The sequence below is a fragment of the Bradyrhizobium sp. BRP56 genome, from assembly GCF_020194035.1.
GTDB lineage: Bacteria > Pseudomonadota > Alphaproteobacteria > Rhizobiales > Xanthobacteraceae > Bradyrhizobium > Bradyrhizobium australafricanum.
In genome coordinates this window covers 62,177-76,797 of the sequence record NZ_JADYVV010000003.1, presented here as the reverse complement: position 1 = coordinate 76,797, position 14,621 = coordinate 62,177, and the positions used below count along the sequence as shown (strand labels likewise).

Sequence of the window (14,621 nt, the reverse complement as noted above, 5' to 3'; positions counted from 1 at the left end):
GCGCGCATGGACTGGTCGCAGCACGCAATTCCACCGATGCGGCTTGAGCCGCGGTTCGGCGACCGCGTCGTGCCGGCTTTCCCGGAGCGGCCGGGCAGCCTGTGGGGGATGATCGCGGACGCCGTTGCGCAGAACGGCGAGGGCGAGGCGCTGGTCTGCGGCGCGACGCGCCTGAGCTGGCGCGAGGTCGCGGAGAAATCGGCCAAGGTCGCGGCGGGCTTTGCAAGACTTGGCCTCGCGCCCGGCGACCGCGTCGCGATCCTGCTCGGCAACCGCATCGAATTCGTGCTGACGATGTTCGCCGCCGCGCATGCCGGGCTGGTCACGGTGCTGCTCTCGACGCGCCAGCAAAAGCCCGAGATCGCCTATGTGCTGAACGATTGCGGTGCGACGCTTCTGGTCCATGAGGCCACGCTTGCCGACCGCATCCCTGATGCGGCCGGCGTTCCCGGCCTCAAGCATCGGGTTTCGGTCAGCGACGACGGCGCGTCGCAATTCGCTGGTCTCGCCGACAACGCTGCGGCCCAGGCGCCGGCGGAGGTGAGGGAAGAGGACACCGCGATGATCCTCTACACCTCGGGCACCACGGGCCGGCCGAAGGGCGCCATGCTCGCCCATTGCAACATCATCCACTCCTCGATGGTGTTCGTGTCGTGCCTGAAGCTGACCAAGGCCGATCGCTCGATCGCCGCGGTGCCGCTCGCGCATGTCACCGGCGCGGTCGCCAACATCACCACCATGGCACGCTGCGCCGGCGCGCTGATCATCATGCCGGAGTTCAAGGCATCGGAATATCTGAAGGTCGCGGCGCGCGAGCGCGTCAGCTACACGGTGATGGTGCCGGCGATGTACAATCTCTGCCTGATGCAGCCGGATTTCGACAGCTACGATCTGTCGAGCTGGCGGATCGGCGGCTTCGGCGGCGCGCCGATGCCGGTCGCAACCATCGAAAAACTCGACGCCAAGATTCCCGGGCTGAAGCTTGCGAATTGCTACGGCGCGACCGAGACCACGTCGCCCTCGACGCTGATGCCGGGCGAACTGACCGCCGCCCATATCGACAGCGTCGGCCTGCCGTGCCCCGGTGCCGAGATCATCGTGATGGGCGCTGACGGCCGCGAACTGCCGCGCGGCGAGATCGGCGAGCTCTGGATCCGCAGCGCCTCGGTCATCAAGGGCTACTGGAACAATCCGAAGGCGACCGTGGAGAGTTTCACCGCCGGCTTCTGGCATTCCGGCGATCTCGGCTCGATCGACGCGGCAAACTTCGTCCGCGTGTTCGATCGCCAGAAGGACATGATCAACCGCGGCGGCCTGAAGATCTATTCGGCCGAGGTCGAGTCTGTCCTGGCCGGCCATCCCGCCGTGGTCGAGAGCGCGATCATCGCCAAGCCGTGCCCGGTGCTCGGCGAGCGCGTGCACGCCGTGATCGTGACCCGCACGGACGTGAATGCGGAGAGCCTGCGCGCATGGTGCGCCGAGCGGCTCTCGGACTACAAGGTGCCGGAGACCATGGCGCTGACAGCAGAGCCGCTGCCGCGCAACGCCAATGGCAAGGTGATCAAGCGCCAGATCAGGGAGAGCCTGTCCGCTGTAGGCGCGTAGCGAGGCGTGGACGTACCATCCGCGAATTCGGTCGACCTCTCCCGCTTGCGGGGGTCGAGACGAGCGAAGCTCGCTCTTGGGTCGGCACGTGCAGCGCGGGCTGGGGGCCCGTTGCGGCCCGCTGCAAACGTCCCCCGTTAACGCTTTGATCCGCCTCGCTTTGCCTTGCCTCCGCCACACCATTAGGGTAACGCCGCCGCGATGTGGGGATCGGGTAGGGCTGGGCCCCACCGATAGCAGCGGTCCCGAGGGGATGGGATAGCCTTAAGTGTCTGAATTATTTGACGAAGTCGACGAGGAAGTCCGTCGCGATCAGCTCAAGAAGCTGTGGGACAAGTACTCGCTCTTTATCATCGCCCTGGCGATCCTGATCGTTGCGGGCGTCGGTGGCTGGCGCGGCTACCAGTATCTTGAGGCCAAGAAGGCCGCCGAGGCCGGTGCGGCGTTCGACCGTGCCGTCGAATTGTCCGATCAGAGCAAGCACGCCGAGGCCGAGGCTGCGTTCGCCGCTCTCATCACCAAGGCACCGTCCGGCTACCGCAACCTGGCGCGGTTGCGCTTGGCCGCCGAGGTCGCGACTCGCGACCAGCCGGCTGCCGCGAAGCTCTATGACGAGATCGCAGCCGACCGCAGCGTCGGCGGTCCCGAGCAGGATTTGGCGCGGATCCGCGCCGCGCAGCTCGCGATGGAGACCACCACCTATCCGAACATGCTGCAACGGCTCGAGGCCACGGCAACGGCGAAGGACTCGACGTTCCGTCACTCCGCCCGCGAGCTGCTGGCGCTGTCGGCCTGGCGCGCCAACGATGCCACCGCCGCGCGGCAGTGGCTCGACCAGATAGCCAATGACGGCGAGACGCCGCCGAGCCTGCGCTCGCGTGCCGAAGCGCTGCAGGCCTTGTTGCCGCCGGTCGCGAAAAGCTGACTTGGCGCGAAACCCGAGTTTGAGTGAGAGATCGACCATGCGCCGCTCGCAACGCCTGATCGCAGCCGCAGTTCTGACAGCGCTTTGCAGCGTGCTGGCGGGGTGCGGCGGTGGCGGCATGTCCAATTTCGATCCGAGCGACCTGCTCGACTTCCTCGATTCCAAGAAGAAGCTGCAGGGCGACCGCAAGCCGGTCTTCCCCGAAGGCGTGCCCGGCCTGGAGCAGGGCGTGCCGAAGGAATTGTACAAGGGCTCGCAGCAGGAACAGCTCGATCAGCAGAACGCCGCGGCAGCCGCCGCTGCCCAACCGGCCCCGCCGCCGGAGCCGCCGAAGGGCGCCAAGAAGCACGCCAAGGGCAGCGCAGCGCCGGCCGCGGATCAGGCGGCTGCTCCCGATGCCGCAGCCGAGGAGGGCGCGCCCGCCGCGCTGCCGCCGGAGCCGAAGCCGAAGAAGATCGTCCGCCGCCGCACCACTGCGCCACCCGCCGACGATCAGCAGGCTCAGCCTGCAGCGCCGGCCCAGCAGACCCAGACCACGCAACAATCCGGCGGCGCCTTCCCCGCACCGCTACCGAGCGGCGGATTTAGCCGCTAGCATGATCCGGAAAAGTGCGAAGCGGTTTTCCGGAAAGATCATGCTAAAACAAGAATCTAAGGCGCGATGACGATTCAATCCGATCTCATCGCGCTTTAGGCTCCTGCTTCAATTCATTGACGCGCGCCGCAACGCGGCGCCTGGTGATCCATGTCTTTTACCATCGCCATTATCGGCCGGCCCAATGTCGGAAAGTCGACGCTGTTCAACCGGCTGGTCGGCCAGAAGCTCGCACTGGTCGACGACGAGCCCGGCGTGACGCGTGACCGTCGCGAGGGCCAGGCCAGGCTCTACGACCTCGACTTCACCATCATCGACACCGCGGGCCTCGACGAAGGCGCCAAGGGTTCGCTGACGGCGCGGATGCAGGAGCAGACCGAAACCGCGATCGAGCTTGCCGATGCCCTGATGTTCGTGATCGACGCCCGCGTCGGCCTGACGCCGACCGACCGTGCCTTCGCCGACTTCGCGCGAAAGGCCAACAAGCCGGTGGTGCTGGTCGCCAACAAGGCCGAGGGCAAGCATGGCGAGATCGGCGCGATGGAATCCTACGCGCTCGGGCTCGGCGATCCCGTCCAGATCTCGGCCGAGCATGGCGAGGGCATGGGCGACCTCCACGAGGCGCTGAGCGCGCTGGTGCCGGAGACACCGGAGGAAGACGACGAGCTTGAGGACGATGAGGACATCTCGGAGGAGGAGGCCGCGCAGCGCCCGATCCGCGTCGCCATCGTCGGCCGGCCGAATGCCGGCAAGTCGACGCTGATCAACCATCTGCTCGGCGAGGAGCGGCTGCTGACCAGCCCCGAGGCCGGCACCACGCGCGATTCCATCGCGGTCGAGATCACCTGGCAGGGCCGCCAGTTCCGGGTGTTCGACACCGCCGGCCTGCGCCGCCGCTCGCGGATCGAGGAGAAACTGGAGAAGCTCTCGGTCGCCGACGCGTTGCGCGCGGTGCGCTTTGCCGAAGTCGTCGTGATGATGATGGACGCGCAGAACAAGTTCGAGGAGCAGGACCTGCGCATTGCCGACCTGATCGAGCGCGAAGGCCGCGCCATCGTGCTCGCGGTCAACAAATGGGACCTGGTCGAGCGCAAGCCGAACCAGATCTCGCAGCTGCGCACCGATGCCGACCACTGGCTGCCGCAGGTCAAGGGCGCGCCGATCGTCGCCGTCTCCGGCTTGATGGGCGAAGGCATCGACCGCCTGATGACGGCGATCCAGGAGGCTTATGCGGTCTGGAACCGGCGCTTGCCGACCTCGGCGCTCAATCGCTGGTTCGAGCAGGCGATCCAGGCCAACCCGCCGCCGGCGGTTTCGGGCCGCAGGCTGAAGCTGAACTACATCACGCAAGTGAAGGCGCGCCCGCCGAGCTTCGTGCTGTTCTGCTCGCGCGCCGACGCGATCCCGCGATCCTATCTGCGCTACCTCATCAACTCGCTGCGCGAGACCTTCGATCTGCCGGGCACGCCGATCCGGATCACGCTGCGCGAGAAGGCCAATCCGTTCGCCCACAAGCGCAAACGCCCGTCGTGAGCGAAAGGTCGGAGGGTGGCACGGTTGCTGTAGCGCAACCGCGCAGCGGCGCGGTGATCTTCATCTTCATCACGTTGCTGCTCGACATGCTCGCGCTCGGGATCATCATCCCGATCCTGCCCAAGCTGATCGAAGGCTTCGTCAACAACGACACCGCAAATGCGGCGCGCATCTTCGGCGTGTTCGGCTCGATCTGGGCCTTGATGCAGTTCGTCTGCTCGCCGATCCTCGGCGCGCTGTCCGATCGCTTCGGCCGCCGGCCGGTGGTGCTGCTGTCGAATTTCGGCCTTGCCGCGGACTATGTGCTGATGGCGCTGGCGCCGAACCTGATCTGGCTGTTCATCGGGCGGGCGATCTCGGGCGTCACCTCGTCGAGCATCTCGACCGTGTTCGCCTATATCGCCGACGTCACCGCGCCGGAGCAGCGCGCCGCGATGTTCGGCAAGATTGGCGTCGCCTTCGGCGCCGGCTTCATCCTCGGACCGGCGCTGGGCGGCCTGCTCGGCGAGATCGATCCGCGGCTGCCGTTCTGGGCGGCGGCGGGCTTGAGCTTCGTCAACGGGCTCTATGGCCTGTTCATCCTGCCGGAATCGCTGCCCGTGGAGCGGCGCGCGCCGTTCAAATGGAAGAGCGCCAATCCGATCGGCGCGCTGCAGTTCCTGCGCTCGAACCGGACGCTCGCCGGCCTGTCGCTGGCGACGTTCTTCGGCCAGCTCGCGCATGTCGTGCTGCCCTCGGTGTTCGTGCTCTACGCCACCTATCGCTATGGCTGGGACACCGGCACCGTCGGCGCGACGCTGGCGCTGGTCGGGCTCTGCGGCATGATCGTGCAGGGCGCGGCGATCGGACCGATCGTGCAACGCCTCGGCGAGCGCAACGCGCTGTTCCTCGGCCTCGTCTGCGGCGCCCTGGGCTTCGTGATCTTCGGCGCCGCGCCGACCGGCCAGCTGTTCTGGATCGGCATTCCCGTGATGGCGCTGTGGGGCCTCTCGGGCGCTGCGACGCAGGCGCTGACGACGCAACTCGTCGCCGCCGACCAGCAGGGACAGTTGCAGGGCGCGACATCAAGCGTGCAGAGCATGTCGGAATTGATCGGCCCGTTCCTGTTCACGCTGACCTTCGCGTATTTCATCGGCGACACCGTGCCGGTGAAGATGCCCGGCGCGCCGTTCTATCTGGCCGGCGCGCTGCTGCTGCTCGCGCTCGCCATCGCCTGGCGCGCGACGGCGGCGAAGCAAGCCTAGGATCCACCACGAGACGCTCTATTCCGTCGCCGGCACCGAATGGTGCTCGTGGGTGATCCGCCACTCGCCGTCGATCTTGCGCAGCCCGATCGTCAGCCTGAACTGGAACGCGGCATCAGGCGGGCCGCACCGCATCACCGCGACCGCGAAGGCCACATCACTGCCGGCCGTGATCGCGATCTCCTCGATATCGAAGGCATAGGAGGGGCGGTGATACCTGAAGAACAGATCCCACGTCTTCCGGTATTCATCCAATCCGCGTGACTGCAATGGCGGCGGAACGTCGAACATCACGATGTCCGGATCGTGATGGGCGAAAATGCCGGGATAGTCGCGTCTGCGGACGGCGTCCGTCCAGGCGTCGATGAGCGTCCTGATTTCGGTTTCCGCCGTCTGTTTCTGCTGTGTCATCGCTCGCGTGCTCCGAGTGCTGGCTGATGCTTCGAGGACGAATGCGAGCGCGCCGATCCGACACGCGTCCGGCCGCACCTGCCGGATTGCGTCATATTGTCCATTTAAAAACCATCCGGTTGGTTTGTATAAGGCTGATACCGGATGAAGACGCGCCTCGCTCCGGGGCGCGCTGCCAGGAGCAGCATGGTGACCGACGAGGCCGTTGATATCTGCGATGAATTGACCCGCTTCAGCGCCGCGCAGGCGGCGCTGCTGACGTCGCGCGGCCTTGTCTACCTGACCGACCTGAAACTCGATGGCGGCAGGCACGGGACGATCGTCGCGGCGAGTTATGCCGACGCGCAGGCCGTCGCACGCGCACGCGGTCGAGGGGAACGGGTCGTCGGCCGAATGGCCTACGGTTTCCTTCATGGCCTGCTGCAAAAGGTTCGCTTGTGCGCGTGAGCGATCGGATAGGTCGAAGACCGATTCCCGAGATTGACGCGTCTTCCGAGGGCGACACCGCCATTCCGGGGACGCCGTTCGCGCTGCCTCGCGGATCAGATGCAGCGCTTGAGATTGACCGAAGCCGCTGAGATACTGTGATCTCAAGCGACTCCTTCCTGAGTACACCATGGATAATCCTTCCCGCTCGGAACGCTCCCGCAACGCCGCACTCGACGCCGCGATCACCATCGTGACGCGCGACGGTCCGGGGCGCCTGACGCTGGACGCGATCGCGCGCGAGAGCGGTCTCAGCAAGGGCGGCGTGATGCATCAGTTCCGCACCAAGGAAGCGGTGCTGCGCGCCTTGCTCGAGCAGCAGATGGCGCATTTCGAGGAATTCTCGAACCGCTACATCGAAAAGGTACGCGGGACCACGGACCAGCCCGAACTGTCGGCGCAGATCGCGACGCTCCGGGAGGCGATCTCAACGCCGCGGGCAGGGGCGTTCGCACTGCTGGCGGCGATGAACGAGAACCCCGAATTGATGGCGATGCCGCGCGATGTCGACATCAAGAAGGTCGCGCTGATGAAGGCCGAGGCGAGCGATCCCGATCTCGCGCTGCTGCGCTGGGCGGCGGCGCGGGGGCTGCTGCTCAGTTCGTTGTTCGGCATGTTGTCGCTGACCGAGGCGGAGCGCGATCGCCTGTTCGAGCGCTTGCTCGACGACAGCAAGTGGACCGCGCTGGAGCAGGACGCGACGCAGGTAGTAAAGCCAGCCAAGACGACGGCGGCACGTACGGCATCTTCGCCTCCGGCCGGCGCGCGCGCGGCAAAGCCCGCATCGGCGCGCAAGCGCGGCTGAATTTCCGGCGCTGCCGAAAGCGCAACGCCGCCCAAGCGGAATATGGATCGCTTGGCGGCGTTGGATCGGCACCGGGCCCCTGAAATCCCCCGGCGATTTCTGCCGTACCACACGAGATGTCGCGGGTTTGTGACAACACGCGGCCGCCATTCGCGAAGCGGCCTCGCCAGCTAACACGACATTTCGACCGCCGCATTTTTCCGACGCGTTTCCTGCGATTGCAACTTTACAAACCAACTGGTCGGTTTTTGATCGCACTGAGGCAAGGTCTGGCGGCGCCGCGACCGCGAGTCAGACCGGCAGTGACGGCCGCAGCCGTACTTTCAGCCCCGGACGCGGCTGCGGCCGAGCTGCTTTTCCGCCCAGGTCGGATGAGGAGATTGGAATGGAGAGCTCGATCGCCGCGCGCGGTCTGGGAGCGATGGCGCTTTGCGTCCTCGCCGGAGGATGTGCCGCCGTCACGCCGGTGGCCTATTCGGATGTGGCATCGTCGGCCTACATGACGCCGGACACGTCCGATTCTTCGGGGCGTGTGCCGTATCGCTATGCGCCGCCGGTCGACTGGCGGAGCTACAACAAGGTGATGATCGATCCGGTCGTGATCTATCGCGGCGCGGATCATCAGTTCGGCGACATGTCCGAGAAGGACAAGCAGACGCTCGCCGCCTACATGCAGACCCGCTTCGCCGACAAGCTGCGCGGCCGGTTCACGCTGGTGAACATGCGCGGGCCGAACACGTTCCGCCTGCGGCTGACGCTGACCGGCGCGGTCGCCAACACGCCGGTGCTCGGCACGCTGTCGCGTTTCGATCTGGCGGGCGCGGTCTACAACGGCGTGCAGGCCGCGCGCGACGGCGAGGGCACGATGACGGGCTCCGTCATCTATGCCGTCGAGATGTTCGACAGCTCGACCTCGCGGCTGCTCGGCGCCTATGTCAGCAAGCAATATCCCAACGCCTACGACATCAAGGCCAGCGTCGGCGATCTCGCCGCGGCCACCGCCGGCATCGACAAGGGTGCCGATACGTTCATGGCGCAATTGAAGTGAGGCGCGCCGCGCGCGTCCGCAAACCATCCCGACACTGAAAGGTCCTTTACCATGAACTTTCTGGTTCGCATGTTCCTGCGCAGCCTCGTCGCTGCCTTGCTGATGAGCTCGACCGGCCGCGCCGAGACGATGGCCCCAGTCGATCCCAGCGGCACCTGGCTGACCGAAGACGGCCGGGCACGCATCCGCCTCGAGCGCTGCGGCCCCGCGCGTGACCGCATCTGCGGCTTCATCGTGTGGATGAAGGATCCGCTCGATTCACACGGCCAGCCGCTTCGCGACAGCTTCAATCCCGACCCCGACCAGCGGACGCGTGCGCTGCTCGGCCATCAGCTGATCCTCGGATTGAAGCTGACGCCGGAGGGCAGGTTCGACGGCGACATCTACAACGCCGAGGACGGCAAGTCCTATGCGGTCTCGCTGTGGCGCGACAAGTCCGACCGGCTGAAGCTCAAGGGATGCCTGCTCAAGCTGCTGTGCCAGACCCAGACCTGGACGCAGACGCTGGACGTGCAGCCGGGCCAGCTCGTCGGCCTGACCGGCGATGTCGGCGGCCCGCGCGCCGACAGGGAATGGGCGTCGCTGCCGCCGTCCGTCAAGGCGAAGTCAGCGGCGAAGTAAGAAGGTGCAAAAAGTCATTCCGGGGCGATGCGCAGCATCGACCCCGGAATCTCGAGATTTCCCCGATGCGCAATTGCGCATCTGAGGTTCGCGCGTTGCGCGCCCCGGAATGACCGCTACGCGGTTACTTCTTCAGCAGCGGACAGTCGCTGGCCTCAAGCGGCTTCGCGGCGTCTTCCGGTGCGATCGTGGCGATCAGCTTGTAATAGTCCCAGGGATATTTGGACTCTTCGGGCTTCTTCACCTCGAACAGATAGGCCGGAATCAGGCGCCGGCCGTCGGCGCGCAGCGGGCCCTTGCCGAACAGCGGATCGTCGGTCGGCAATTCCTTCATCTTGGCGACGACCTTGGCGCCGTCATGCGGATTGCCGCCGAGCGCTTCCATCGCCTTGAGATAGTGCAGCACCATCGCGTAGTTGCCGGCCTGGGTCATTGACGGCATCGCGTTCTTGCTGGCCAAAGCGGAGAACCGCTTCGACCAGGCGCGGGTCTGGTCGTTCATGTCCCAATAGAAGGATTCCGTGAACGTCAGGCCTTGCGCGGTCTTCAACCCGAGCGAATGCACGTCGTTGATGAACAGTAGCAGCGCCGCGAGTTTTTGGCCGCCGGAAACGATGCCGAATTCAGCCGCCTGCTTGATCGCGTTGGTGGTGTCGCCGCCGGCGTTGGCGAGGCCGACCACCTTGGCCTTGGACGATTGTGCCTGCAGCAGGAACGACGAGAAATCGGCGGTGTTGATCGGATGCTTGACGCTTCCGAGCACCTTGCCGCCATTGGCGTTGACGACCGCGGTGGTGTCGCGCTCAAGCGCGTGGCCGAATGCGTAGTCGGCCGTCAGGAAGAACCAGGTGTCGCCGCCGGCCTTCGTCAGTGCCTTGCCGGTGCCGTTGGCCAGCATGTAGGTGTCGTAGGTATATGAAATCGTGTTCGGCGTGCAGGCCTTGCCGGTGAGGTCGGCGGTCGCCGCGCCCGAATTCAGCAGGACGATGTTCTTTTCCTTGACGAGATTGTTGACCGCAAGCGCCACGCCGGAGTTCGGCGTATCGGCGATCGCATCGACCTTCTCGTTGTCGACCCATTGCCGAGCGATGTTGACGCCGACGTCGGGCTTGTTCTGGTGGTCGCCACTCAGGACGTCGATCTTCCAGCCCTTCTTGAGCAGGCCGGAATCCTCCACAGCCATCTTGATCGCGACCACCGAGTTCGGGCCGCCGATGTCGGCATAGAGGCTCGACATATCGTTCAGCACGCCGATCTTGACGGTCTTGTCCTGCGCGAACGCAGAAGTTGAAAGGCCGAGTGCGGCGCAAGCAAGAAGCGCGGCGCAGCGCCGCGCAAACGTCGTTGTCATGAAATTCCCTCCACTGTCTAAAGCCCGGACAGCCCTCTTGCGGAGCCTTTTTGCCGGTCGCTCAAGTTCCCGCTTACCCTTTCCCGGGGGAGGCGGCAATCCGCCTAAAGCCGGGTGGGCCTGCGTCGAAGCGTCATCCGGTGAAATCCTTACCTGAGCGCGTCGGAGGTCAGCTTGAATTTCTGGATCCGCTTTCCGGTGTCGACCTCGGCGGTATAGACGTTGCCCCTGGCGTCGACCGCGAGCGCGTGCACCCAGTGGAACTGCCCGGCATTGCGGCCGTTGCGGCCGAAGCTGCCGACCACCGCGCCGTCGTCACGCCTGATGATGCGGATCTCGTTGTTCTCGCCGTCGGCGGAGAGCAGGTAGGTCTGCTTGGGATCGGGCCACAGCGCGATGTCCCACACCGCGCCGTTGCCGAGCGTGCTCTTCTCGAAGAAGAACTCCTTCACGAAGCTGCCGTCCTTCCTGAACACCTGGATGCGGTTGTTGATGCGGTCGCAGACATAGACCAGTCCGTCATTGGCGATCTTCACGCAGTGCACGGGATTGCCGAACTGCTGCGCGACCTGCGCCTTCGGATCGTAGGGCGGCTGCTTGGCGTCGTCGGGCTTGTTGCCATAGGCGCCCCAGTGCCGCTTGTAGGCGCCGGTGGTGGCATCGAACACGATGACGCGCCGGTTGCCGTAACCGTCGGCGACGTAGATCTCGTTGGCCTCCTTGTCGATCGCGGTCTCGGCGGGCTTGCCGAGCTGGGTAGTGTCGTTGCTGCCCTTGCTCGGTGCGATCGAGCCGATCTGCGAGACGAACTTGCCGTCGAGGGTGAACTTGAGGATCGCATTGTCATTGTCGGCGTTGCCGCCGATCCAGACGAAGCCGCGCTCGTCGACCTCGATGCCATGCTCGCGGCCAACCCACTCATAGCCGTCACCCGGACCGCCCCAGGACCGCAGCAGATTGCCGTCAGCGTCGAATTCGAGCACCGGCGGCGCCGAGACGCAGCATTTCGAGCGCGGCGGATTGAGGCTCGCGCCCTTTTCGTCGTCGGTCAGCGAGCGCGGCCGGTGGATCATCCAGATGTGGCCCTGCCAATCCACCGTGATGCCGCCGACCTGGCCGAGGATCCAGTTGTTCGGCAGCGGCTTCGGCCATGATGCATCCACGGAGAAGGTCGGGATGTCGCCGGCTTTCGCGGGGGTTGGTGTAGCGAAGAGGGCTGATGATGCGATGCAGGCGGAGAGAAACAATCCGGACAGAATGGAGCGCGCGCGATTGAACGTCGGCGTCATGTTGCCTCCCGAAATTTTTCTTGGCGGGCGTCCCGCTGGGAAGCGCAGTCAATCGTGGGGACGCGAGCGAGTCAATCGCAAGGAGGTGCGTAGCCCGGATGGAGCGAAGCGAAATCCGGGGCCGGTTTCTCCGCGTAGAGACTATCCCGGATTGCGCTTCGCTCCATCCGGGCTACGGGAGAGAGAGCCGCGCTCACGCCGGCGGCTGGAAACTGCGCAACGTGCGCGCCTTGTAGTCGTAGAGCTTGCCGGTCTCGGTCCAATCAGGCGAACACATCGGCACGATGAATTCGGCGGCCATGTCGGGCGTATCCAGCGTCATCGGGTCTTCGCCGGGAAACACCTGCGCGCGCATCCGGGTGCGGATCGGGCCGGGGCTGAACAGGTTGACGCGGAGCTTTGTGTTGGCGGTCTCGTTGGCCCAGGAGCGCACCAGTGCCTCCAGCGCGGCCTTCGAGGCCGCATAGGGGCCGAGATAGGCGTTGGCCTTGTGGGCCACGCCCGACGTCACGAACACCGCGCGGCCGGCGTCGGACTGGCGCAGCAGCGGGTCCATGCAGCGGATCAGCTGGAAGTTGGCGGTGACGTTGATCGCGAATACGTCGTTCCATGGCTTCAGCTCGATATGGCCGAGCGGCGACGACGGCCCTGCGGTGCCGGCATTGCCGACCAGGATATCGAGCTTGCCGTGGCGCTCATGCAGCGCAAGGCCGAGCCGCGCGATGCCGTCGTAATCGGTGAGCGAGAGCGGCACCAGGGTGGCGCTGCCGCCGGCCTTGCGGATCTCGTCGTCGAGCTCTTCCAGCCCGCCTTGCGTGCGCGCCACCGCCACGACATGCGCGCCGGCCTTGGCCAGTGCGACCGCGGTCGCATAGCCGATGCCGCGCGAGGCGCCGGTCACGAGGGCGATACGGGAGGCGAGGGGTTTTATCATGTCTGTCTGTCCGCGTGTTTGCCCGGGGTATTACAGACGGAAATGGCCGGGACAAGCCCGGCCATGGCTAAAAGACATGGTCATTCCGGGATGGTCCGAAGGACCAGACCTCAGATGCGCAATCGCGCATCGGGGAATCTCGAAATTTGAGGCAAGAACGCAAGACAACTTCGAGATCCCGGGTTCGATGCTGCGCATCGCCCCGGGATGACGCTTCGCCTCAGCTCGCCTCCGCCAGCAGCGAGAGCTGGCGCGGCGGGGCCTCGGTTTCGCTCTGGTCGGTGAGGTGTGTCGGGTAGGCGCCCGTGAAGCAATGGTCGGCGAATCTCGGATTTGCCGGGTCGCGCCCCTCATGGCCCATCGCGCGGTACATGCCGTCGATCGACAGGAAGGCGAGCGAGTCGGCGCCGATGATGTCGCGCATCTCCTCGAGCGAATGGGTCGCGGCGAGCAGGCCGCCGCGGTCCGGCAGGTCGATGCCGTAATAGTCGGGATAGAGGATCGGCGGCGAGGCGAGGCGGAAATGTACCTCGCGGGCGCCGGCGTCGCGCATCATGCGCACGATCTTCTTCGAGGTGGTGCCGCGGACCAGACTGTCGTCGATCAGGATGATGCGCTTGCCTTCGATTGCGGCGCGGTTGGCCGAATGCTTCATGCGCACGCCGAGCTCGCGCACGCTCTGGGTCGGCTGGATGAACGTGCGGCCGACATAGTGGTTGCGGATGATGCCGAGCTCGAACGGCACGCCGGAATACTGGCTGTAGCCGACCGCGGCGGGCACGCCGGAATCGGGCACCGGCACCACGACGTCGACCTCGGGATGGCTCTCGCGCGCCAGCTGGGCGCCAAATGCCTTGCGCACGTCGTAGACCGAACGGCCGCCGACGATCGAATCCGGCCGCGCGAAATAGATGTATTCGAAGATGCAGGGCCGGGCCGGCTTCGGCGGGAACGGCTTGTGGCTGTGCGCCCCTCGCTCGTCGAACACGATGATCTCGCCGGGCTCGATGTCGCGGACGTATTTGGCGCCGATCATGTCGAGCGCGCAGGTCTCCGAGGTCAGGATCGGACAGCCGTCGAGATCGCCGAGCACCAGCGGGCGGATGCCGAGCGGGTCGCGCGCGCCGACCAGCTTCTTGTTGGTCAGCGCGACCAGCGCATAGGCGCCCTCGATGGTGCGCAGCGCCTCGATGAAGCGGTCGATGAAGCGGGTGCGCTTGGACTGCGCCACGAGATGCAGGATCACCTCGGTGTCGGTGGTCGACTGCATCATGGCGCCGCCCTTGACCAGCTCGCGGCGCAGGGTCAGGCCATTGGTGAGGTTGCCGTTGTGGCCGACCGCAAATCCGCCGGCGCTGAGCTCGGCGAACAGCGGCTGCACGTTGCGCAGGATGGTGCCGCCGGTGGTGGAGTAGCGGACATGGCCGACCGCGGCGTTGCCGGGCAGGCGCTCGATCACCTCGCGGCGGGAGAAGGCGTCGCCGACCAGGCCGAGGCGGCGTTCACTGTGGAAGCGGCTGCCGTCGAAGGAAACGATGCCGGCGGCTTCCTGGCCGCGGTGTTGCAGGGCGTGCAGGCCGAGTGCGGTGATCGCGGCGGCCTCGGGATGGCCGAAGATGCCGAACACGCCGCATTCCTCGCGGAGCGTGTCGCCGTCGAGGTCGGGGTGGTATCTGAGAGGGTCTTGCAGTTCGATCGGGCCGAGGTCGAGATCCATTTGGTCGGTATGATCCGAAGGGGTCTGCATCTCGTTCATCGCCTCTCGTAAGGGCCC

The 14,621-nt window shown here is 65.8% G+C and carries 14 protein-coding genes; 9 read left to right on the top strand and 5 right to left on the bottom strand.

Annotation, left to right across the window (positions count from 1 at the left end; translation table 11 throughout):
* Positions 1-6: 6 nt before the first annotated feature.
* The 5 genes from I6F38_RS03745 to I6F38_RS03725 all read left to right on the top strand — a co-directional run bounded on the left by I6F38_RS03745 (position 7) and on the right by I6F38_RS03725 (position 5,902).
* On the top strand, positions 7-1,605 hold the full coding sequence (locus I6F38_RS03745) for a class I adenylate-forming enzyme family protein (RefSeq protein WP_225159103.1): 1,599 nt from the start codon (positions 7-9) through the stop codon (positions 1,603-1,605).
* Positions 1,606-1,873: 268 nt separating this feature from the next.
* Positions 1,874-2,530: a tetratricopeptide repeat protein gene (locus I6F38_RS03740; RefSeq protein WP_092088291.1), complete on the top strand. Its 657-nt coding sequence runs from the start codon at positions 1,874-1,876 to the stop codon at positions 2,528-2,530.
* 37 nt (positions 2,531-2,567) lie between these two features.
* Positions 2,568-3,125 (top strand): hypothetical protein, encoded by a 558-nt coding sequence (locus I6F38_RS03735; RefSeq protein WP_225159102.1) that lies wholly within the window; start codon positions 2,568-2,570, stop codon positions 3,123-3,125.
* A gap of 150 nt (positions 3,126-3,275) precedes the next feature.
* Positions 3,276-4,658 carry a ribosome biogenesis GTPase Der gene (gene der / locus I6F38_RS03730; protein ID WP_018271263.1) on the top strand — a complete coding sequence of 461 codons (1,383 nt, stop codon included), beginning with the start codon at positions 3,276-3,278 and terminating at the stop codon, positions 4,656-4,658.
* The gene (locus I6F38_RS03725; RefSeq protein WP_225159101.1) at positions 4,655-5,902 is read left to right on the top strand and encodes a TCR/Tet family MFS transporter; all 1,248 of its coding nucleotides are present in this window, start codon (positions 4,655-4,657) and stop codon (positions 5,900-5,902) included. Before der ends, I6F38_RS03725 begins: the two co-directional genes overlap by 4 nt.
* A gap of 18 nt (positions 5,903-5,920) precedes the next feature.
* Here I6F38_RS03725 and I6F38_RS03720 read toward each other — a convergent pair whose 3' ends face one another.
* Positions 5,921-6,313, bottom strand: coding sequence for a nuclear transport factor 2 family protein (locus tag I6F38_RS03720; RefSeq protein WP_225159100.1), 393 nt, complete (start codon positions 6,311-6,313; stop codon positions 5,921-5,923).
* 186 nt (positions 6,314-6,499) lie between these two features.
* Here I6F38_RS03720 and I6F38_RS03715 point away from each other — a divergent pair, with 186 nt between their 5' ends.
* From I6F38_RS03715 to I6F38_RS03700, 4 genes are all read left to right on the top strand, one after another.
* Positions 6,500-6,760, top strand: a complete 261-nt coding sequence (locus I6F38_RS03715) for a hypothetical protein (protein WP_225159099.1) — start codon at positions 6,500-6,502, stop codon at positions 6,758-6,760.
* Between the two features lie 169 nt (positions 6,761-6,929).
* Positions 6,930-7,604: a TetR/AcrR family transcriptional regulator gene (locus tag I6F38_RS03710; RefSeq protein WP_225159098.1), complete on the top strand. Its 675-nt coding sequence runs from the start codon at positions 6,930-6,932 to the stop codon at positions 7,602-7,604.
* Between the two features lie 385 nt (positions 7,605-7,989).
* The gene (locus tag I6F38_RS03705) at positions 7,990-8,652 is read left to right on the top strand and encodes a DUF3313 domain-containing protein (RefSeq protein ID WP_225159097.1); all 663 of its coding nucleotides are present in this window, start codon (positions 7,990-7,992) and stop codon (positions 8,650-8,652) included.
* Between the two features lie 51 nt (positions 8,653-8,703).
* Positions 8,704-9,273 (top strand): DUF2147 domain-containing protein, encoded by a 570-nt coding sequence (locus I6F38_RS03700; RefSeq protein ID WP_225159096.1) that lies wholly within the window; start codon positions 8,704-8,706, stop codon positions 9,271-9,273.
* A 124-nt stretch (positions 9,274-9,397) separates the two neighbouring features.
* Here the strand turns inward: I6F38_RS03700 and I6F38_RS03695 are convergent, their stop codons facing one another.
* From I6F38_RS03695 to purF, 4 genes are all read right to left on the bottom strand, one after another.
* Complete coding sequence (locus I6F38_RS03695) at positions 9,398-10,624, bottom strand: ABC transporter substrate-binding protein (protein WP_028335143.1); 1,227 nt, start codon at positions 10,622-10,624, stop codon at positions 9,398-9,400.
* A 149-nt stretch (positions 10,625-10,773) separates the two neighbouring features.
* Entirely contained in the window at positions 10,774-11,913 is a 1,140-nt protein-coding gene (locus I6F38_RS03690; protein ID WP_225159095.1) for a hypothetical protein, read from the bottom strand.
* A 193-nt stretch (positions 11,914-12,106) separates the two neighbouring features.
* Positions 12,107-12,847 (bottom strand): SDR family NAD(P)-dependent oxidoreductase, encoded by a 741-nt coding sequence (locus I6F38_RS03685; protein WP_225159094.1) that lies wholly within the window; start codon positions 12,845-12,847, stop codon positions 12,107-12,109.
* Positions 12,848-13,067: 220 nt separating this feature from the next.
* Positions 13,068-14,594 carry an amidophosphoribosyltransferase gene (purF, locus tag I6F38_RS03680; protein ID WP_225159201.1) on the bottom strand — a complete coding sequence of 509 codons (1,527 nt, stop codon included), beginning with the start codon at positions 14,592-14,594 and terminating at the stop codon, positions 13,068-13,070.
* Positions 14,595-14,621 lie beyond the last annotated feature (27 nt).

Bases quoted from the DNA above. Each gene is read 5' to 3' on its own strand.
- I6F38_RS03705 (WP_225159097.1), top strand. From the start codon at position 7,990: ATGGAGAGCTCGATCGCCGCGCGCGGTCTGGGAGCGATGGCGCTTTGC.
- I6F38_RS03735 (WP_225159102.1), top strand. From the start codon at position 2,568: ATGCGCCGCTCGCAACGCCTGATCGCAGCCGCAGTTCTGACAGCGCTT.
- I6F38_RS03720 (WP_225159100.1), bottom strand. From the start codon at position 6,313: ATGACACAGCAGAAACAGACGGCGGAAACCGAAATCAGGACGCTCATC.
- I6F38_RS03695 (WP_028335143.1), bottom strand. From the start codon at position 10,624: ATGACAACGACGTTTGCGCGGCGCTGCGCCGCGCTTCTTGCTTGCGCC.
- I6F38_RS03700 (WP_225159096.1), top strand. From the start codon at position 8,704: ATGAACTTTCTGGTTCGCATGTTCCTGCGCAGCCTCGTCGCTGCCTTG.
- I6F38_RS03710 (WP_225159098.1), top strand. From the start codon at position 6,930: ATGGATAATCCTTCCCGCTCGGAACGCTCCCGCAACGCCGCACTCGAC.
- der (WP_018271263.1), top strand. From the start codon at position 3,276: ATGTCTTTTACCATCGCCATTATCGGCCGGCCCAATGTCGGAAAGTCG.
- I6F38_RS03745 (WP_225159103.1), top strand. From the start codon at position 7: ATGGACTGGTCGCAGCACGCAATTCCACCGATGCGGCTTGAGCCGCGG.
- purF (WP_225159201.1), bottom strand. From the start codon at position 14,594: ATGCAGACCCCTTCGGATCATACCGACCAAATGGATCTCGACCTCGGC.
- I6F38_RS03690 (WP_225159095.1), bottom strand. From the start codon at position 11,913: ATGACGCCGACGTTCAATCGCGCGCGCTCCATTCTGTCCGGATTGTTT.
- I6F38_RS03685 (WP_225159094.1), bottom strand. From the start codon at position 12,847: ATGATAAAACCCCTCGCCTCCCGTATCGCCCTCGTGACCGGCGCCTCG.
- I6F38_RS03715 (WP_225159099.1), top strand. From the start codon at position 6,500: ATGGTGACCGACGAGGCCGTTGATATCTGCGATGAATTGACCCGCTTC.